This is a genomic window from Peribacillus sp. NPDC056705 (genome assembly GCF_043656335.1).
This window is the reverse complement of sequence record NZ_JBHTYI010000003.1, coordinates 337139-356603: the sequence shown is the minus strand read 5'-3', so window position 1 is coordinate 356603 and position 19465 is coordinate 337139. Positions and strand designations below refer to the sequence as shown.

Below are 19465 nucleotides of genomic sequence, written 5' to 3'. Positions count from 1 at the left end.
AGTATGTTGATGCGTATTTTATGTTCAACAGGAGCGAGGTGAGCAAATGCTTGGATTGTTGTTTACAGCATTCAAAAAAAAGCGTTCTTTAGAAGAAACCGTATTGAAAATTCAACAAGGCGATATTAGCCTTCGAAATGATACTATAGAGTCATTCAAACCTTTTATTGCGAAAACCGTCTCGTCGGTTTGCAAACGGTACATATACGAATCGGATGATGAATTCAGTATTGGTATGATTGCTTTTAACGAGGCAATCGATAAATATTCCCCGGAAAAAGGCCGTTCTTTATTGGCATTTGCCGAAACCCTCGTTAAACGAAGGGTTATAGATTATTTAAGAAGCCAATCCAAACAAAAAGAAGTACTATTGGATTTATCTCTGAATGATGATAATGATCGAAGCCATATATATATCGATAATGAAAATTCCATCAATGAGTACGAGAAGCAGAAGGAATCGGAAAGAAGAAAAGAAGAAATTCAGCTTTATATTAGCCATCTACAGGATTTTGGTCTGTCATTTGAGGATTTAGTTGAAAACTCTCCCAAACATGCAGATGCAAGGAAGGGAGCTATCATGATCGCTAAATTGTTAATGGAAGATGCCGAACTGAAAGAAACCCTGTTTGCAAAAAAGCGGCTGCCCGTAAAACAGCTTGAGGGAAAAGTGGAAGTAAGCAGAAAAACGATTGAACGGAACAGAAAATACATCATTGCTGTGGCAATCATAATAAACGGAGATTTTTTGTATTTGAATGATTATATAAAAGGGGCTATCGATGGATGAAAAAAGGAGTTATTCTTTCAGTTAATAAGCGATATGTAACCCTATTGACCCCCGAGGGTGAATTTCTGAAAACCAAAAGGCAGGAACGGGTTTATGAAGTGGGCGAGGAAATCACTTTTTCACCTGCTAACCAAAAGTTCACTTTAGCTTTTTCAAATTTTCATTCATCTTTCAAAAAAACGGCCGTGCTAAGCATTGCCTCTACCTTCTTGATACTCTTTTCGATTCTTCCTTCTTATTTTTCCGGTCACGTGTCGGCATATATGACGATAGATGTGAATCCAAGCATTGAATTGGAGCTTGACGATGATTTAGAAGTTCTCCAACTTACCGGTTTAAATGAAGACGGCAAGCTTGTGATTGATCATCTGAAGGACTGGAAAGGCAAGAATATAAAGACTGTTACAAATCGAATCGTTGAAACGACGAAGCAACTTGGATATATGAAAGGAAATAAACAAATAGTCGTTTCCACAACGTTATTGGAAAAAAATAAAGTACTGGATAAGCATTTAAAAGAAGAGATAAAAGAAATATCTGAGCAGGATAATGTTTCTGATACAAGAATGAAAGTGATCCAGGCAACAAAAAGCGATCGGGAGCAAGCAAGGGAGCAAGGCATATCCACGGGTAGATATCTCGAAAAGAAGTTGAATGAAGATAAAGGGAAGGTAAAAGTCAATAAGAGGGAGTCTGCTCCAGCACCAGATAAAAAAGTAGAGGGAAAAGTTGTTATTCCGAAAGAGAAGGGCGTAACGCTGAGTACAGAAAACAAATCGGTTGGGGAAAAGAAAAAAGAGAATGATGCAATTGAAATAAAGCAAAAGCCAGCCAATGAAGCCAAACCGACTGAAAGGAAAGGACCGGGAACGCAATTTACCAAAATTAAGGAACAAACCGAACAGGTAGATACAATTGGAAAACGGAATGCCATAAACGGATACAAGGAAAAAAGCAACAAGTCAAAAGGAAAATCGGATAAGGATCACAGCAACCAATCAAAGAACAAGCAGAAAAATGATAAGGGTAATAAAAAGTTCGATGTAAAAAAAGTTCCATCAGCCAAAGAAAAGAATAATAACGATCAAAAAAGGCACGACAGGCATGATAATCAGGGCAAGCAGAATAATCAGGGCAAGCAGAATAATCAGGGCAAGCAGAATAACCAGGGCAAGCAGAATAATCAGGGCAAGCAGAATAATCAGGGCAAGCAGGATAACCAGGGCAAGCAGGATAAGCAAGATAAGCAAGATAAGCAATATAACCACCATGATAAGCAGCAAAATAAACAAGATAAGAATGATTGGGATAAGTCGAAATGGGGTAAAGGCAATAATGGAAACGGAAATGGACATAATGAATAAAAAGAGTCCAGCATGCAGCTGGACTCTTAGCCATGGATATTTAATTGTAATAAAAATTATTGACCTTTAAGTTGAGATTGTGCTTGTTGTACCAGACGTTTCGTGATTTCTCCGCCAACTGAACCATTGGCACGTGCTGAAGTATCGGAACCTAATTGTACACCGAATTCAGATGCAATTTCATATTTGATTTGTTCTAATGCTTGTTCGATTCCAGGAACAAGAAGGTTGTTACTGCTGTTAGCCATTTGAATCTCCCCTTTACTTTTTCAACGGCTTTTGCCGCTGTAATGATAGTATAAGTAGAATGTGGAGTTTTACTTATATGAGCCGCGCCAAACTTATTGGTAAACCTACCTTTTTGTTGTAAGTAAGTCAGTTTTAAAAGAGAATGGAAAAAAGAATGAAAAAAGGATGAAAAAAGGGTAAACTAGATTTTTAATGGTTATGTGATTCGCATAACTATAAAGGAGTAAGAAAGGAAACTCTTTATGTTTGCTATCAAAAAAATATTATCAAAGTTAACACCCGCTCAGCTCATCGTCGGTTATTACTTTTTGGCTGTAAGTATCTCGACAATACTGTTGAGTCTGCCTGTTGCTCTTAAGCCAGGCGTGGAATTTAAATTCATGGATGCATTATTCACAGCCGTAAGTGCAGTTAGTGTGACCGGTCTAACAGTTGTAAGTTTACCTGAAGTGTATAATGAGGTAGGCTATTTCATTCTAATGTTTGTTCTCCAATTTGGCGGTATTGGCATTATGACACTTGGAACGTTTTTCTGGTTGATTTTAGGTAAGAAAATCGGTTTGAAGGAAAGACAATTGATCATGACAGATCAAAACCAATCGAATCTTTCGGGGCTTGTTAAATTATTGATTCAAATCATTCAGATATTTGTCGTAATTGAAATGATTGGCGCTCTAGTTTTAGGCATTTACTTTCTGAATTATTTTCCAAGCTGGCAAGAAGCCTTTTTAAATGGCTTGTTTTTAGCCATAAGTGCCACCACGAATGCAGGTTTTGATATCACCGGTATTTCAATGATTCCATTTAAAGACGATTATTTTGTACAGTTCATCACGATCATCCTGCTTACACTTGGAGCTATCGGGTTTCCTGTCTTGATTGAGTTGAAAGAGTTTTTATCCAATAAAGCCCGTACTTATAAGTTTCATTTTTCTTTGTTCACGAAGCTGACATCAGTCACTTTCTTTTCCCTTATCATTGGGGGAACGATCCTGATTCACTTGCTGGAAATGAACGGGTTTTTTAAAGGTAAGAGCTGGCATGAATCTTTTTTTTATTCTCTATTTATGTCATCGAATACGAGAAGTGGTGGCCTTGCAACGATGAATGTGGGCGATTTCTCGGAACCGACCCTTTTATTGCTGAGCATTTTGATGTTCATTGGAGCATCCCCAAGTTCAGTGGGGGGAGGTATACGGACAACGACTCTGGCCATCATGATTCTATTTTTATGGAATTTCATGAGGGGAAGGCGTTCCATTAAAGTGTTCAAGCGGGAGATTCATCCCGATGATATTCGAAAGGCGACAGCAGTTATGATTATGGGATCGCTCCTTTGCATAATCGCGGTCTTCATTTTATCGATTACTGAAAATTTTACTTTGATGCAAATCATTTTTGAAGTATGTTCGGCTTTCGGTTCAGTCGGTCTTTCGATGGGAATTACACCTGAACTCAGCAATATCGGTAAAATTGTCATTATGATCATTATGTTCATTGGCCGTGTCGGGATAACGTCCCTCCTGTATATCATAGGCCATAAAGAAGTTACGGAAAATTTCCATTACCCTAAAGAACGCGTCATCATTGGGTAAATGAATAAAGTAGAACAGTGACCTTTCCATCGAGGAAAGGTTTTTTGTTTTGTTTGCAGGAATCATGGACAAAATGTTGAAATTTACCTATAAGTGAGAGTTTTCAACCATTTAAACATACAAAATATGCTTAATTTGCCCCCTTACTTTGAATTCATTCGGATGAAGTATAAATCATTTTGGTGAGGAGGTGGAAGAAGTGAAGAAATATACTGGAAGGTTCTTTGTCCCTGCCCTTTTCTTCATATTGATATTACCCTATATAGGGTGGCTTGGGCATGAAGAACGAGGGTTTTCCGCCTTTTCAGGAATATATGTAATCGTAATTTTAACCATTGCCTGGTGTTTGGGTGCCATCTTCGATCATAACCGGAAAACGATTGCTTTGTTGCAGGATAGCGAAGGGCGTTACCGCATTATCTCCAATTACTCTAAAGAATTGATCAATAGCTTCAATGAAGTAGTTTTCCTAACGGATGAGAAAGGGAAATGGTTGTATTTAAACCCGGCATGGAAATCGATGAGTGGTGCAACCGTGAATGAATCCCTGGGGCTTCACTTTTCCAAACATATGGATAACGCTTCTTATCAAGACCTATTAAAGACCTTTGAAGGCTCCTTTCATCGAGGTGACAAATATTTTCGTGCGGACATTAAGCTGAATGCGAAAAAGGGAACAAGTTGGGTTGAAGCATTCGTTAAACTAATTTACGATGACGATGGGAAATTCATCGGGACGGCGGGCATATTATCGGAGATCAATGAACGTAAACATGCGGAGGAAAAGCTTGTGAGCCTAAACGAACACCTGGCAATCACATCAAGCAAATTATCAACGGCAGCCCAACTTGCGGCAGGGATTGCACATGAGGTCAGGAATCCGATGACGGCGATAATGGGATTCGTAAAGTTGATTAAAGATGGCGGTTCCGAAAAGCAGGAATACTATGATATTATTTTTTCGGAAATAAATCGAATCGAGCAAGTGCTGAACGAACTCTTGCTGCTATCGAAACCTGCTGAGGCGGTTTTTCTTGAGAAGGATTTAAAGGAAAGCTGCAACCATGTCGTAACGCTGTTGCAGACAAATGCCGTACTGAACAATATTCAAATTCATAAAAATTATGATTCAGAACCTATTTTTATGAACTTTGATGAAAACCAAATCAAGCAAGTATTAATAAACATGATAAAAAATTCCATAGAATCGATGCAGAATGGCGGCAATATTTTTGTAGGCATAAATGAAAAAAATGGGGAAGTTTTTTTGAGCATTTTGGATGAAGGGGAGGGGATCCCGGAAAACTCCCTTCAAAAAGTAGTAGAACCATTTTTCACTACAAAAACATCAGGAACGGGATTGGGTCTTTCCGTTTGTTTTAGAATCATCGAAAAGCACGGCGGAAAAGTTTTCATCACAAGTGAACTGAAAAAAGGTACGAAAATCGTTTGTATCTTTCCAACCGTCCAACAAAGGGAAAATAGTGAGAACGAAAAGGTCTGGATGCATAGCCGCGAATGACAAGAAAATAAAGATTTAATCGTTGAAAAAATCTGAATATTATGTATATACTTTAAGAGTAATAACATACTAACCGGTTAGTTAGTTTAAAAGGAGGAATTCAATTTGAACTTTGAACATACTCAAAAGGTGAAAGATCTGGAAAAGAAGTTAACGGAATTCATGGAAAAGCACGTCTATCCAAATGAATCAATATACAAGAAGCAGCTGGCAGCGCAGGAGAGCCGCTGGAGTGAAATACCCCCGATATTATCTGAATTGACTACAAAAGCAAAAGAAGCAGGATTATGGAATTTATTTTTACCTGATAGCGGTTATGGCGCGGGTTTAACAAATCTAGAATATGCCCCTCTCTGTGAAATCATGGGTAGGTCGACGATAGGCCCTGAAATCTTCAACTGTAATGCACCGGACACTGGTAATATGGAAGTGTTGGTGAGATACGGTTCAGATGAACATAAAGAACGCTGGCTGAAGCCCTTGCTTGCTGGGGAAATCCGCTCATGCTTCTCGATGACAGAACCGGAAGTGGCGTCCTCCGATGCGACCAATATCGAATGCAGGATAGAAAAGACGGGTAATGAGTATGTCATAAACGGCCGAAAATGGTGGTCTTCAGGAGCAGGCGATCCCCGATGCAAGATCGCCATCGTCATGGGTAAGACGGATCCTGAGGCGTCCAAGCATGAACAACAGTCAATGATTCTTGTACCGCTGGATACACCGGGTGTCAAAATCGAGAGAATGCTCCCTGTGTTCGGTTATGATCATGCCCCGCATGGCCATGCCGAAATCACTTTTGAAAATGTGAGGGTCCCGGCAACGAATATTCTATGGGGTGAAGGCAAAGGATTTGCGATTGCCCAAGGAAGACTCGGACCTGGAAGGATACATCATTGCATGAGGTTGATCGGCGCTGCTGAAAGAGCTCTTGAAGAATTATGTAAGCGCATTCAAAAACGTGTCGCTTTTGGTAAAACATTGGCGAGACAAGGTGTGATCATGGAGTGGGTTGCTGATTCACGAATTGAAATCGAACAAGCAAGACTTCTGACCTTAAAAGCTGCTTATATGATGGATACTGTCGGGAACAAGGAAGCGAAGGCAGAGATTGCCATGATAAAAGTGGTGGCACCAAATATGGCCTTGAATGTGCTTGACAGGGCCATCCAAGGATTTGGAGCTGCTGGAATTTCCGATGATTTCCCTTTTGCTGCACATTGGGCAAATGCACGGACTTTAAGGCTTGCTGATGGTCCCGATGAAGTTCACCGCTCACAAGTTGCCAAGATAGAACTTCGAAAATACCAACAAAAGCATGAGGTGAAAATATGAAAGTTCCCGACTTATTCGATTTAACTGGAAAGACGGCGATCATAACCGGTGGAGGAAGAGGATTGGGAGCACAAATAGCGACCGGCTTTGCCGAAGCCGGGGCAAATGTCGTTCTTTGTTCGCGGAAGAAGGAGGCATGCGACGAAGTTGCTTCACAAATCGAAAAGCTTGGAGTCAAGACGCTTTCCCTGAAGTGTGATATCACCAATCCGTCAGATGTACAGGAAGTTGTTAACGAAACGCACCGTGAATTTGGCGCCATTGACATTTTAGTAAACAATAGCGGGGCATCCTGGGGGGCACCAGCCGTCGACATGCCCCTTGAAGCATGGCAGAAGGTGATGAATGTCAATGTAACCGGAACCTTTATCATGAGCCAGACAACAGGCAGGGTCATGATTGAACAGGGACATGGGAAAATCATAAATATCGCTTCCGTTGCCGGATTAGGGGGAACCGACCCGAGGGTGCTCGATACGGTCGGATATAATACGAGTAAAGGGGCGGTCATTACTTTAACGAAGGATTTAGCTGTTAAATGGGGTCAGCATAATATCAATGTTAATGCAATCGCACCCGGTTTCTTTCCGACAAAAATGACGAAAGGTGTTCTTGAGCAAGGAAAGAATCCTATCTTGGATTCCACGCCGCTAAAAAGATTAGGGAGTGATGATGATTTGAAAGGGGCAGCGGTTTTCCTGGCCTCAAAGGCATCTGATTTTGTGACGGGAAATATCTTGATTGTCGATGGGGGTTCACATGCAAAGTAATGAAAGATAAGTAAATATGGCTGGAGGGTATGAAATGATGAATGAAAAAAAATGGCTTTCCGTTTATCCTGATTCAATTTCAAAGGAAATAAAAGTCCCTGAATTTCCGATGCAAAGGATCCTTCAAAATGCATGTCAGTCCTATCCAAACAATACAGCTATTACTTTTTATGACAGAAAGATAACCTATCAGGAGCTTTTTCATGCATCGCAAGCCTTTGCTTCGGCCCTGCAAAAAAAAGGTGTTCAAAAAGGCGATCGTGTCGCCATCATGCTGCCTAACTGTCCGCAATACGTTATAGCTTACTATGGATCGTTGGCAACAGGAGCCATTATCACCCAAATCAACCCAATGCTGGTTGAAAGGGAGCTGCAGCATATTTTACAGGACTCCGGTGCGGAAACGATCGTTGTATTGGATGGATTATACCCGAAGGTGAAAAGTGTGCAGCAACACGCCAATCTGAAAAATATCATCGCCGTAAGCCTTCAGTCTTCGGATGCAGATTTCCAGCCTGATGCTTCTTTTGACCAATTCATGAAGACAGGGGACGGTAATATCAATCACGTATCAATCGATCCGGAAAATGATATAGCCGTTCTTCAGTATACAGGAGGAACGACCGGCCGTTCAAAAGGGGCGATGCTGACTCACAGAAATATTCTGGCCAATGTCATTCAATCGTATGAATTCTTCAAGCATGAATTAAAAATGGGTTCTGAAAGAACGCTGTCGGTCATCCCGCTTTTTCATGTTTTTGGAATGACGTCCGCAATGAATTTATCCGTGTATATCGCGGGTGATTCCATCATGCTGCCACGATTTGAAATAGAAGAAGTGCTGGAAACGATTAAGCGTGAACAGCCGACCACTTTTCCTGGTGTACCAACCATGTATGTAGCGTTGACGAATCATCCAAAGGCAGAAGAATATGGAATGGGCTCAATTCGGGTCTGCAACAGCGGAAGTGCACCGATGCCTGTGGAACTGCTGCGTGAGTTCGAACGAAAATCGGGTGCGAAGATATTGGAAGGCTATGGTCTTACGGAAGCTTCGCCAACAACTCATTGTAACCCGGCATTTGCAAAAAGGAAGCCTGGGAGCGTCGGAATTGGTTTCCCATCGACTGAATATAAAGTGATGGACCTGGGGGACGGGACAAAAGAAATGGCCCCTGGCGAATTGGGGGAATTGGTCGTCAAAGGACCTCAAGTGATGAAAGGTTACTGGAATATGCCGGAGGAAACGGCGGTGACCCTGCGGGATGGTTGGCTTTATACGGGTGATATCGCCAAAGTTGATGAAGACGGGTATCTCTATATTGTCGACAGGAAAAAAGATTTGATCATCGCAAGTGGTTATAATATTTATCCGCGAGATGTGGAGGAAGTTCTCTATGAACATCCTGCTGTCCAGGAAGCGGTTGTCATCGGAGTTCCAGATGCTTACCGAGGGGAGTCGGTAAAAGCTGTGCTTGTACTTAAACATAATAAAACGGCAAATGAACGGGAAATCATCGATTACTGCCGAGCAAGCCTATCGGCTTATAAAGTTCCGAATTTCGTTGAATTTCGTTATGAGTTACCGAAAACAAATGTCGGAAAGATTTTAAGGCGGGCTTTAAGAGAAGAACTTTCCAGGAAATAAGAGGGCTTTGATAGTACGAACGCGTATGATATCAATTCAACTGAAATTTTAACAGATTGCGAGGATGCAAACATGAAAGAAAAAATGACAGAACATAGCATACGCTTATTTGAAAAGAAGGGCTTTAGTGAAACGTCGATTTCCGATATCGTCGAGTCGGTCGGGGTTACGAAGGGAACGTTTTATTATTACTTTACGAGCAAAGAGCAGTTGCTTATGGATATTCATCTAGCTTATATAGACGAGTTGCTTAGTGAGCAGGAAATAATCATGTTGGAGCCTGGCAAAAGCTGTAAGGATCAGCTTTTCGATATGGTATTGATGTTATTAAAAAGCATCAAAACCAAAAAATCCAGCGCAACGGTCTTTTTCCGTGAAATGAAAAATCTAAGTGACGAAAAACTTGCACAAATCCTTCCTAAGCGGGATGAGTTCCGTAATAAAATCGAGCAAGTGCTGAATAGCGGCATCGAGAACGGAGAACTACGTTCCAATCTCGATGCATCCATCATCTCTTTTGCTATTTTGGGTGTGGCCAATTGGAGCTATCATTGGTTCGACCCAGAAGGTGAAAAAACCGAACAGGAAGTTGCAGCCATTTTTATGGGGATGATTCTGCAGGGAATTGAAGCGTGACCGGGTTACATACTAACCAGTTAGCAGAAGGGAGATAGAAGGCATGACCAACAAGCAAATTCAATCAATAACCGTAATTGGGGCTGGGCAGATGGGGCATCAAATTGCGATGCTGGCTGCACTTGGAGGTTACGAAACGATTCTTCAGGATGTTCAGGGAGACGCGTTGAATACAGCCCAAGAAAAATTGGATGTCATTTTGACTAAATGGGTTCAAAAAGGAAAATTGTCCGAAGATCGTAAGTTGGCTGCTTTTAACCGTCTTCAATATACCACCGATCTTGAGAAAGCGGCCAGTGGAGCTGATTTGATCATTGAAGCGGTTGTTGAAAAACTTGATGTGAAACGGGAAGTCTTTGCTAGACTTGAAGAATTGGCCCCAGCAGAAACCATTTTTGCTACGAATAGTTCAACGATTGTTAATAGCCTGATTGCGAGTGTGACGAATCGTCCGGATAAGTTCATTAATATGCATTTCTTTTTCCCGCCTCTAATAATGGATTGTGTTGAAGTTGTCATGAGTGATCAAACATCGGAGGAAACAGCGAGGCTTGCGATGAAAGTCACAGAAAAAATGAATAGGACAGGAGTTTTGTTGAGGAAAGAGATATCGGGTTTCGTAGCCAACCGAATTTTGGGAGCTTTGCAGCGTGAGGCCTTATATTTGTATGAAGAAGGGATTGTGGACTATAAGGATATCGATTTAATTTGCAGAAAAGCTTTAGGCCACCCCATTGGCCCTTTTGAACTGATGGATCTATCAGGTATTGATGTAGGATATTTTGTCATGCAGCAGCGATACAATGAAACTGGAAATCCAGAAGACAAGCCAAATGCTTGTATTGAAGAAAAGGTGAATAAAGGACATTTAGGAAGGAAAACAGGAAAAGGCTGGTATGATTATCCAAACCAAGGAGTGAAGAATTGATGACAAAATTAATTAGAGTGGTTAAGGAAAATAGGCTTGCGGTCATCACCATCGATAATCCTCCATTAAACGTAATCAGTAAACAAGTATTCAGAGAATTGGGAGAAACATTCGATGAACTTTCAAAAGATACTGAAACTGTTGCGGTACTCATAACCGGTGCAGGCAATATCGCATTTGCGGCTGGTGCCGATATAAAAGAATTCCCTAACATGATGGGGAGCCCGAACATGAAAGAAATGGTAAAGGAAAGTCATGCTGTCCTAACCAAAATCGACCAGTTACCTAAACCTACTATAGCTGTATTAAATGGCCTGACTTTGGGAGGCGGATGCGAACTGGCTCTGGCCTGTGATTTGCGAGTGGCAGAAACACAGGTTCAAATTGGTCTGCCTGAAGTGAAATTGGGCTTATTTCCTGGAGCTGGCGGTACACAGCGTTTGTCCAGACTTGTAGGAAACGCAAAAGCAAAAGAGATTATATTTACCGGTGATCCGCTTGGTGCCATAGAAGCGGAAAAGATCGGGCTTGTCAATAAAGTCGTTGAGCAAGGCTGCGGCTTATCGGAAGCGAAAATCTTGGCCTCACGATTGACAAGGCACTCACTTCAGGCACTTTCGAGAATCAAGAAAGCGATTGATGAAGGAAGTGAGGCAACGCTTGAACAAGGTCTAGAGATTGAAACGAATCTTTTTGAAGAAATCTTCCAAACTGAAGATGTTAAAGAAGGGGTTTCCGCTTTCTTGGATAAACGTAAACCAGCTTTCGTACATCGTTAATCAAGGAGGGGTCTTATGCATGAATTTGAAGTCAACGTCCGTTTTTCCGAAACGGATGCTTTGGGCCACATCAATAACACAAGCTATTTCATATACCTCGAAGAAGCACGAATGAAATTTTTTGAAGCTTTAGGCCTAGCGGCGAATGTCGAATCTTGGAATTTTTTGTTAGCCTCCACTAAATGCGACTTTATTGCTCAGGGATATTTCAATCAACTATTGACCATCCGTACATCTTTGACAAAAGTAGGGACGAAAAGTTGTGAAATGGCCCATGATATCCTCTGTTCACAAACTGGGGAAGTGATCGCTAGGGGAAGTGCAGTTTTAGTCTGTTTTGATTTTTTGAATCAAAAAAGTGAACCTATTCCTGAATTTATTAAAGAAAAGCTCATTTCACATCTTGTTCATAAATAGAATGTCAAAAGTCTAAAGGAGTGGAAGAACATGGTTGACGATACGATCCCTGTTCGGCCCGGCGAGGAACTGAATGTTGGTGCATTAGAAGGTTTCCTAAGGAAAAATGTATTGGACCTTCCAAATGAACCGTTAGAATTGCAACAATTTTCCACGGGCTATTCCAATTTGACCTATCAACTGAAAATTGGTGAGTGGGAGGCTGTCCTCAGAAGGCCACCACTTGGTCCTGTTGCTCCAAAGGCACATGATATGAAGCGTGAACATCATATCCTATCTTCAATCAACCCATATTTTCAGGCAGCTCCCGAGCCTATTCTGTTCTCGGATGATGAATCGATTGCGGGGGCCCCTTTTTTCCTAATGGAAAGGAAACATGGAATTGTAATAGATACTGAATTTCCCAAGGGAATCGAGCCTACTGTTGAAAAGTGCAGACAGCTTTCATATGTGATGATCAACCGGCTTGCTGATCTTCACTCGATTCCCTATGAGAAAACGGGATTGGTGGAAATTTCCAAACCTGAAGGGTTCATTGAAAGACAAGTGCGCGGATGGATTTCCCGCTATGAGAGAGCAAAGACAGATGAAATCAAGGAAATTCGTCCGCTTATCGATTATTTTCAAGAGAATATCCCAAAATATAGCCAGACTTCAATTATCCATTATGACTATAAGATCAATAATGCCATGTTTAACAAGGACCTTACAGAGATGGTTGGTTTATTTGATTGGGAAATGTCCACCGTTGGTGATCCGCTAGCCGATTTAGGAGTGGCTTTAAGCTACTGGACGGAAAGCGGTGACCCGGAACTTATCAAATTCGGTGTGGGTCAAGCGTCAATCACGACTTTATCGGGTTTCCTGACACGCAGGGAATTTATCGAGACGTATGCAGCAAGAAGCGGCAGGGATGTTTCCAACGTCGATTTTTATTTAACCTTTGGTTACTTTAAGTTAGCTGTCATCCTTCAGCAAATCTATTATCGATATAAAAAAGGCCAGACTAATGATCCCCGTTTTTCCAATCTTGAAAAAACGGTAAAAAGCTTACTCACTCATGCTGCAAATGTAGCTGCGAAGGAAGTTTAAATAAATGGAATATATACAAAACATTCATTTGCTACTAAAAAAAGAAGAAATAGATAGGGAAAAACTCCAAGAGGGGGATAAAGTTGCGGTCATCCTGGATGTGTTATTAGCGACCACAACGATTATTTCAGCACTTCATGATGGGGCACGCCAGGTGATACCTGTCATGAATCCAGTGGATGCCTTGGTGAAAAGCCAGGAATTGGACCATGGGGATTCCATAGTGGCAGGGGAACTAAAAGCAAAACCGGTTGATGATTTAATGTATCCAAGTCCGACGCTATTGAGTAAGTTGGTACCTGGAAAAACTTTAATATTGTCAACGACTAATGGAACGGTAGCACTGAGGAATTCAGCCGCTGCAAAAAAAGTCTATATCGCATCTTTGTTAAATAATCCGTCTGTTGCTGAAAAAATAAAAAAACATCATAAAACAGAAACGATCATCATCGTATGTTCGGGAAACTCAGGTGAATTCAGTCTGGAAGACTTTTACGGTGCAGGTCATTTGATAGATTGCCTGATTGCTGGATCACAAGGTACGTTCATACTCAACGATGCAGCAAAGGCAGCAAAAACGCTTTATCGTACGAATGTCGAAAATGCCTTTGATATCCTGAAATCATCATATGTCGGACAGTTGTTCAACAAACACAGCTTGATCGCAGATTTGGAATTGGCGGCGCAACAAGGGTCGGTGGGGCTTGTCCCAGAGTTGGTGGATGGAAAGATCGAAGCCGAATTGAAAAGGCAGGAAACGTAGTTCAAAACCTGGATAAGGAGTGAAGGGCATGAGGTTTTCACAGTCAATGGCGGTGGTGACAGGTGCAGGTTCCGGTATTGGGAAAGCTACAGCGATGCGTCTGTCGGACGAAGGGGCAAAAGTGTTGTTGGTAGGGCGGACGAAAGGAAAGCTGGAGGAAGCAGCTGCAGAAATCAATGCACGGCACACGATTCCCGTAGCCGCCATTTTCCCTGCAGATGTTACCGTCGAGGAAGATGTAAAGAATTTGGCCATGTATGTGAAGGAACAATATCGTGACCTTCACATTTTAATCAATAATGCAGGTGGATCAAAGTCCTCGAAGCTTTTGGATACATCTGCAGCTGATTGGGATATGATTCAACATGTCAATTTGAAAAGTGTCTTTCTAGTTTCCAAGTACTTGGGAAAAGTGATGGAAGAAGGAGCGGGCAGTGGAAATAAAGCCATCAATCGGGCAATCGTGAATGTGGCTTCACTGTCAGGGCATCAGGCAGGGGCATTCATCCCGCATTACAGCTCTGCTAAAGCAGGGGTCATCAGTTTAACGAAATCATTGGCATTGGAACTCGCTGCAGCCGGCATCCGGGTCAATTCCGTATCACCGGGATTCATTGAAACGCCTTTAACGGAGGATGGATTGCAAAATGAAAAATTCGTAAAGTCGATTCAACGGAATACGGCACTGGAAAGAGTGGGGAAAGCAGAGGAAATAAGTAATGTCATTACCTTTGCTGCTTCGCCGGAGGCTTCCTATATGACTGGGACGGATTTATTGGTTGACGGCGGCTGGTTGATCAAATAAAAAGGCTGTTTTCGTTAAGATTGTTGTTTTTGAAACGAGACTATTTAAGGTTGATTGGAGTGGAAGTGCGAGACTCCTGCGGGAGCAGCGGGACAGAGACCCCACAGGCATTTACGCCGAGGAGGAGGAGGCTCACCGCCCGCCCCGCGGAAAGCGAGCATCTGGAGGGGAGATCAACCACACCACATTACTTGGTAAATAGCAACAAAGTATGCGAAAACAGCCAATAAAAAAGGGGATGGGTAAATGTTAAAAGAACACTTATTGACAGAGGTAACCGATCATGTAATGATCCTGACTTTGAATCGTCCTGAAAGCTTGAATGCATTTAGTCCGGATATGATTGCAAGCTTAACGAAAGCGATAAAGGATGTAAAAAAAACACCACATATAAGGGCAGTCATCATCAAAGGGGCGGGAAGATCATTCACTGCGGGAGGTGATGTTAAGTCAATGGGGAAGGCTTCTGCAAGTCAATTGTATGATCATGTTGGCAGGATGAATGAATGCATATTGGCACTGGATGCTTCTGAGGTTCCCGTAATCGCTGCCGTCCATGGATTTGCGGCAGGGGCCGGATTTAATTTGGCACTCGCCTGTGATTTGATCGTGGCTTCCGATGATAGTCAATTTGCCATGAGTTTTTCACAGGTAGGCCTGATCTCTGATGGAGGTGGTTCGTATTTTTTACCTAAAATAGTAGGGCCCCACCTTGCAAAGCAGCTCTTCTTTACTGCCGAGCCAATTTCTGCGGAACGCTTATACCAGTTAGGTGTCATTAATTATATATATCCACTCAATCAACTTGAAGAGGAAACATTGAAACTTGCGGAAAAGCTGGCAAATGGACCGACAAAAGCTTATGGGATGATGAAAAAGCTCGTTAGCCATTCATTTACGGCCACACTTGATGAAATGCTCGAACAGGAAAGAATCACGCAAACCTTGATGGCCTCTACAGAAGATCATCTTGAGGGAGTTGCAGCATTCAAAGAAAAAAGAAAACCGGAATTTACAGGGAATTAATAAGGGAGGGATAAAGATGAGAGCCATTCATTTTGAAGAATACGGCGGACCGGAAGTACTGAAATTGACTGAAATGGAAAGGCCCGTGCCAACTGGGCATGAGGTTCTGATTGAAATAGATTGTGTCGGCGTCAATTATGCAGATACAGCCAGAAGGGAAGGGCAATATGTAGTACCTACGCCGCTTCCGTTCATTCCAGGTGCGGAAGTGGCTGGCGTTGTGGTGGAAGTTGGTGGAAAGGTGACCAAAATCAAACCTGGTACAAGGGTCGTGAGTTTAATTGAATCTGGTGGATATTCAGAATATGCCCTTTCGGATGAATTCTCGGCCATTCCGCTTCCAGACTCCATTCAGTTCCATGAAGCTGTTGCCCTGCCCCTTCAAGGTCTGAGTGCTTATCATATTCTAAAGACAATGGGACGCATGCAACAGGGGGAAACGGTATTGGTCCATGCTGCTGCAGGTGGAGTGGGAACGATTGCCGTACAATTAGCCAAAATCTTCGGGGCTGGAAAAGTGATTGCCACCGCCAGCACAGTGGAAAAGTTGGAACTGGCTAAATCGATGGGGGCAGATGAACTTATCGATTACACGAAAGAAGGATGGGAAATGAAAGTCCGTGAGGTCACGTCCGGCAAGGGAGTAGACGTGGCGCTGGAAATGGCAGGAGGGGATGTTTTCAATAAAACATTGAAATGTTTGGCTCCATTTGGACGTCTTGTTGTTTTTGGTAATGCCAGTCGTAAGCCTTATACGATGAACCCGCAGCAATTGATGAGGCGCAATCAATCCGTCGTAGGCTTTTTCCTGCCACAGATCATGAAACATCCAGATTTGCTGTTGCCTAGCATTCAAGAGCTTTTTTCTTACGTCACGTCCGGGGAACTTAAGCTAACTATCGGCGGCATCTACCCAATTGAAAAGGCAGCAGCCGTTCATGAGGAAATGAACGCCCGTCAAACGAAAGGGAAGTTGATTTTGCAGGTGAAATGAGAAGAAGGGGTGTATATGATGCACCCCTTCTATTTTAATTGGATTTCACTAGTTCCTTAAGCCCTCAAGAACGATTCAATCGGTATCAGTGCTCACATCCTTATCGGGATGCATGAAAGGTGGCTGCGGCGCTTTTTTAGCCTCTAACAGTTCACGGTTTTCAGTTGAATTCCAGCCTATATCATTGGTGGGATGTATCCATTCGTCTCCAGCCATGATTTCCGGGTCAGTCTTTTCGCTCCAATTTTCGAGTGGAGAGTTTTCAGATGCATATTTACTGTCGCCGATGACGACTCCATAATCATTGACGAATGGAGCCTGTGGTTTTATGCCGGTTCCCTTAAAGCTTGGTGCGTTAATTTGGTGTGGTTGTGTATCGTCGACAACCGGTGACTCCAATTTCTTTTTCATGTAGTGTCTCCCTTTCCGTTTTACGGTTATTTTTCTCGTCTGTCCCTATATTATCCCTGAATAATTTCAGGCATTTTTACCCCATTCTAAAATGTAAACTATATGAAAAGGGTGGATGAAAATGAAACGGAAAGCCAATGTGGATGGTGCTGTCAAAGCAAGTAAAACGCCAAAAAGAAACCAAGCTGAAAATGAATTTTCCAATGAGTTCGCATTGGAGGAAAACACAATGAAAGGTGCCAACCGTAATTCGAAGCAAGGCAGAAAAGGAAGAAGTTAATGGATAAAGAAAAACAGAACAGCCAGGAAAAGCTGGGACAACATGTACGAACTGAATTTGGAATCGAATTCAGCGGCGATATGAACGCAACCAAAATTTATGAAATTTTGGCAAAAGAAAATAAAAAACGTGATAGTGATAAGTAAATAAGGACGGACCCAATTCTTGGGTCCGTCCTTATTCTTATAAAATGATGCTGCCAGATTTTGAGAGAGGGAATATCGTTGATCCCTTACCACTCGGATCAAAATAAGCAAGCATGAACGAAGGTTTCTCGACAATCATTCCCTCAGATAAATACGTTTCCAAATCAAAGGGAAGTGCCTCGAGCAATGTGTGTTTGTGTATTTCTTTTTCATTAAGCGACAAAGCTGCGAAAGAGGAACCAAGCTGTTCGGGATTATTCAGAATCTCTTCGTATATCTCTTTCCGACCATTTTTATCTAATGAAGCTTCCCACCAAGGTTTACGTGGTTTGTATTTCTGATTCATGAAATAATCCAATTTCATGAGTCCGATAATGTTTTTCAGTTCAGCAGATTCCCGGGAAGCCAAAAACTGCTGTAAACGTCTGAACAAGTCTTCGAGCTGATGACCGATTCGTGACCAGCCTTGTTCATCCCAATAGGTACCGAAATCTTGAAAGAAGTCGAATGGTGATTGAAATACCGTTTTGACAAGATATTCTGTGGTATGATCCATTCTATGGTCGTTCCAGTATTTTTCAAGGACATCTTCAACCTGTTTTATTCGGACAATGTCATCAAAGGATAAGACATTATTTCCTAGAATTTCATAGGGAGCATGTTCGCTGTATATATATTGGTGTTCAGCGGCGCGTATCCGTAAGCCAGTTCCACGAAGCATCTTTAAGAAACCAAGCTGCATCTCTTCGGGTCTGAGCTCGAAAACATCATTGAAAGTCTTTCTGAAAGAGTGATAATCTTCTTCTGGTAAACCGGCAATAAGGTCTAAATGTTGATCAATTTTTTGCCCTTCTTTAACCATGGTTACGGTCCTTGTCAGTTTTTCGAAGTTCTGCCTTCTCATTACTAAATCATTCGTATGATCATTCGTCGATTGTACCCCTATTTCAAAGCGGAACAGTCCTGCAGGGGCATTATCATTCAAGAACTGGATAACTTCCGGACGCATGATATCCGCCGTGATCTCGAACTGGAAAACTACACCGGGAAGATGTTCATCGATTAAGAATTGAAACATCTCCATGGCATAGCTTCGGCTAATATTGAAGGTTCGGTCAACGAACTTAATGGTCTTGGCACCATTAGCCATAAGATATCTGATATCTTCTTTAATCTTCTCACGATCAAAATACCTGACACCCACTTCAATCGATGAAAGGCAAAATTGGCAGCTGAACGGGCACCCTCGGCTAGTTTCGATATAGGTGACCCGTTTAGATAGGTCTCCGCGGTCTTCCTCCAAACGATATGGAGAAGGGAGGGATTTCAAATCAACCTTGCCGTTCTGAGGCTGGATGATTTTTTTTCCATCCTGTCGATACGCAATGCCGCCAACCTTCTTATAGTCATTCGAACCTTCAATTTCAGATAAAAGAGCCTTGAAAGTGACTTCACCTTCGCCAATTACGATGAAATCAGCCCCGGGAATCTGATCAAGCCATTCCCCGACATCATAGGTGACTTCAGGTCCGCCGAGAATGATAACCAATTCTGGATTGATCTTCTTCAGCATGGCTACGACTTTCATTGTTTCTTCGATGTTCCAAATATAGCAGCTGAACCCTATGACATCGGGTTTTTTGGAATGAAGATCACCAACTATGTTCATAATTGGATCTTTTATCGTATATTCTGCCAGCTGTACATCGTAATCGGGCTGGGCATAAGCTTTTAAATATCGGATGGATAGCGATGTATGGATATATTTTGCGTTAAGAGTACTGATTATTATATTCATGTTAAAGGGCGTAAAAGAAACGCCTGGCTCCTTTCGTGTACATGTCTTTTTAAGCCAACAAGCACTAACGAGTAATTTTACCATAGCGTGCTCCATTTGAAAAATGGGTTATGGTAT

General features: G+C 42.0%; 21 protein-coding genes. 18 read left to right on the top strand and 3 right to left on the bottom strand.

What is annotated here, in order from left to right; all coding sequences use genetic code 11:
• Nucleotides 1-46 precede the first annotated feature (46 nt).
• Nucleotides 47-790, top strand: a complete 744-nt coding sequence (gene sigI / locus ACFRAK_RS06440; RefSeq protein ID WP_260284105.1) for an RNA polymerase sigma factor SigI — start codon at nucleotides 47-49, stop codon at nucleotides 788-790.
• Nucleotides 787-2154 carry an anti-sigma factor domain-containing protein gene (locus ACFRAK_RS06435; RefSeq protein WP_394571433.1) on the top strand — a complete coding sequence of 456 codons (1368 nt, stop codon included), beginning with the start codon at nucleotides 787-789 and terminating at the stop codon, nucleotides 2152-2154. Before sigI ends, ACFRAK_RS06435 begins: the two co-directional genes overlap by 4 nt.
• Before the next feature lie 56 nt (nucleotides 2155-2210).
• On the opposite strand, the gene ACFRAK_RS06430 is transcribed toward ACFRAK_RS06435, so the two are convergent.
• Nucleotides 2211-2402 carry an alpha/beta-type small acid-soluble spore protein gene (locus tag ACFRAK_RS06430; RefSeq protein ID WP_034314196.1) on the bottom strand — a complete coding sequence of 64 codons (192 nt, stop codon included), beginning with the start codon at nucleotides 2400-2402 and terminating at the stop codon, nucleotides 2211-2213.
• Nucleotides 2403-2645: 243 nt separating this feature from the next.
• Here ACFRAK_RS06430 and ACFRAK_RS06425 point away from each other — a divergent pair, with 243 nt between their 5' ends.
• From ACFRAK_RS06425 to ACFRAK_RS06360, 14 genes are all read left to right on the top strand, one after another.
• The gene (locus tag ACFRAK_RS06425) at nucleotides 2646-3998 is read left to right on the top strand and encodes a TrkH family potassium uptake protein (protein WP_387599487.1); all 1353 of its coding nucleotides are present in this window, start codon (nucleotides 2646-2648) and stop codon (nucleotides 3996-3998) included.
• Between the two features lie 199 nt (nucleotides 3999-4197).
• Nucleotides 4198-5520, top strand: coding sequence for an ATP-binding protein (locus tag ACFRAK_RS06420; protein WP_394571432.1), 1323 nt, complete (start codon nucleotides 4198-4200; stop codon nucleotides 5518-5520).
• A gap of 105 nt (nucleotides 5521-5625) precedes the next feature.
• Nucleotides 5626-6855, top strand: a complete 1230-nt coding sequence (locus tag ACFRAK_RS06415) for an acyl-CoA dehydrogenase family protein (RefSeq protein WP_192203829.1) — start codon at nucleotides 5626-5628, stop codon at nucleotides 6853-6855.
• Complete coding sequence (locus ACFRAK_RS06410; protein WP_394571431.1) at nucleotides 6852-7625, top strand: SDR family oxidoreductase; 774 nt, start codon at nucleotides 6852-6854, stop codon at nucleotides 7623-7625. The genes ACFRAK_RS06415 and ACFRAK_RS06410 overlap by 4 nt, the downstream gene beginning before the upstream one ends.
• A gap of 37 nt (nucleotides 7626-7662) precedes the next feature.
• Nucleotides 7663-9273 (top strand): long-chain-fatty-acid--CoA ligase, encoded by a 1611-nt coding sequence (locus ACFRAK_RS06405; protein WP_387600258.1) that lies wholly within the window; start codon nucleotides 7663-7665, stop codon nucleotides 9271-9273.
• 72 nt (nucleotides 9274-9345) lie between these two features.
• Nucleotides 9346-9909 carry a TetR/AcrR family transcriptional regulator gene (locus ACFRAK_RS06400; protein ID WP_387599496.1) on the top strand — a complete coding sequence of 188 codons (564 nt, stop codon included), beginning with the start codon at nucleotides 9346-9348 and terminating at the stop codon, nucleotides 9907-9909.
• A gap of 43 nt (nucleotides 9910-9952) precedes the next feature.
• Nucleotides 9953-10837, top strand: a complete 885-nt coding sequence (locus tag ACFRAK_RS06395; RefSeq protein WP_387599499.1) for a 3-hydroxyacyl-CoA dehydrogenase family protein — start codon at nucleotides 9953-9955, stop codon at nucleotides 10835-10837.
• Nucleotides 10837-11616, top strand: coding sequence for an enoyl-CoA hydratase (locus tag ACFRAK_RS06390; RefSeq protein WP_394571430.1), 780 nt, complete (start codon nucleotides 10837-10839; stop codon nucleotides 11614-11616). Before ACFRAK_RS06395 ends, ACFRAK_RS06390 begins: the two co-directional genes overlap by 1 nt.
• A gap of 15 nt (nucleotides 11617-11631) precedes the next feature.
• The gene (locus ACFRAK_RS06385; protein ID WP_387599505.1) at nucleotides 11632-12033 is read left to right on the top strand and encodes an acyl-CoA thioesterase; all 402 of its coding nucleotides are present in this window, start codon (nucleotides 11632-11634) and stop codon (nucleotides 12031-12033) included.
• A gap of 30 nt (nucleotides 12034-12063) precedes the next feature.
• Nucleotides 12064-13125 carry a phosphotransferase family protein gene (locus tag ACFRAK_RS06380; RefSeq protein WP_387599508.1) on the top strand — a complete coding sequence of 354 codons (1062 nt, stop codon included), beginning with the start codon at nucleotides 12064-12066 and terminating at the stop codon, nucleotides 13123-13125.
• A 4-nt stretch (nucleotides 13126-13129) separates the two neighbouring features.
• Complete coding sequence (locus ACFRAK_RS06375) at nucleotides 13130-13888, top strand: 2-phosphosulfolactate phosphatase (protein ID WP_387599511.1); 759 nt, start codon at nucleotides 13130-13132, stop codon at nucleotides 13886-13888.
• A gap of 28 nt (nucleotides 13889-13916) precedes the next feature.
• Nucleotides 13917-14693 carry an SDR family NAD(P)-dependent oxidoreductase gene (locus ACFRAK_RS06370; RefSeq protein ID WP_387599514.1) on the top strand — a complete coding sequence of 259 codons (777 nt, stop codon included), beginning with the start codon at nucleotides 13917-13919 and terminating at the stop codon, nucleotides 14691-14693.
• A gap of 246 nt (nucleotides 14694-14939) precedes the next feature.
• Nucleotides 14940-15719: an enoyl-CoA hydratase/isomerase family protein gene (locus ACFRAK_RS06365; protein ID WP_387705144.1), complete on the top strand. Its 780-nt coding sequence runs from the start codon at nucleotides 14940-14942 to the stop codon at nucleotides 15717-15719.
• Nucleotides 15720-15735: 16 nt separating this feature from the next.
• Entirely contained in the window at nucleotides 15736-16713 is a 978-nt protein-coding gene (locus tag ACFRAK_RS06360) for a quinone oxidoreductase family protein (protein WP_387705142.1), read from the top strand.
• A 75-nt stretch (nucleotides 16714-16788) separates the two neighbouring features.
• On the opposite strand, the gene ACFRAK_RS06355 is transcribed toward ACFRAK_RS06360, so the two are convergent.
• A complete protein-coding gene (locus tag ACFRAK_RS06355; RefSeq protein ID WP_387599523.1) occupies nucleotides 16789-17124 on the bottom strand; it encodes a DUF3905 domain-containing protein in 336 nt (111 codons plus the stop codon).
• 121 nt (nucleotides 17125-17245) lie between these two features.
• On the opposite strand from ACFRAK_RS06355, the gene ACFRAK_RS06350 reads away from it, so the two are divergent.
• Nucleotides 17246-17404 carry a hypothetical protein gene (locus tag ACFRAK_RS06350; protein WP_192208350.1) on the top strand — a complete coding sequence of 53 codons (159 nt, stop codon included), beginning with the start codon at nucleotides 17246-17248 and terminating at the stop codon, nucleotides 17402-17404.
• Nucleotides 17404-17550: a hypothetical protein gene (locus ACFRAK_RS06345; RefSeq protein ID WP_192203844.1), complete on the top strand. Its 147-nt coding sequence runs from the start codon at nucleotides 17404-17406 to the stop codon at nucleotides 17548-17550. Before ACFRAK_RS06350 ends, ACFRAK_RS06345 begins: the two co-directional genes overlap by 1 nt.
• A 37-nt stretch (nucleotides 17551-17587) precedes the next feature.
• Here the strand turns inward: ACFRAK_RS06345 and ACFRAK_RS06340 are convergent, their stop codons facing one another.
• Nucleotides 17588-19348, bottom strand: coding sequence for a B12-binding domain-containing radical SAM protein (locus ACFRAK_RS06340; RefSeq protein WP_387600261.1), 1761 nt, complete (start codon nucleotides 19346-19348; stop codon nucleotides 17588-17590).
• Nucleotides 19349-19465: the final 117 nt, after the last annotated feature.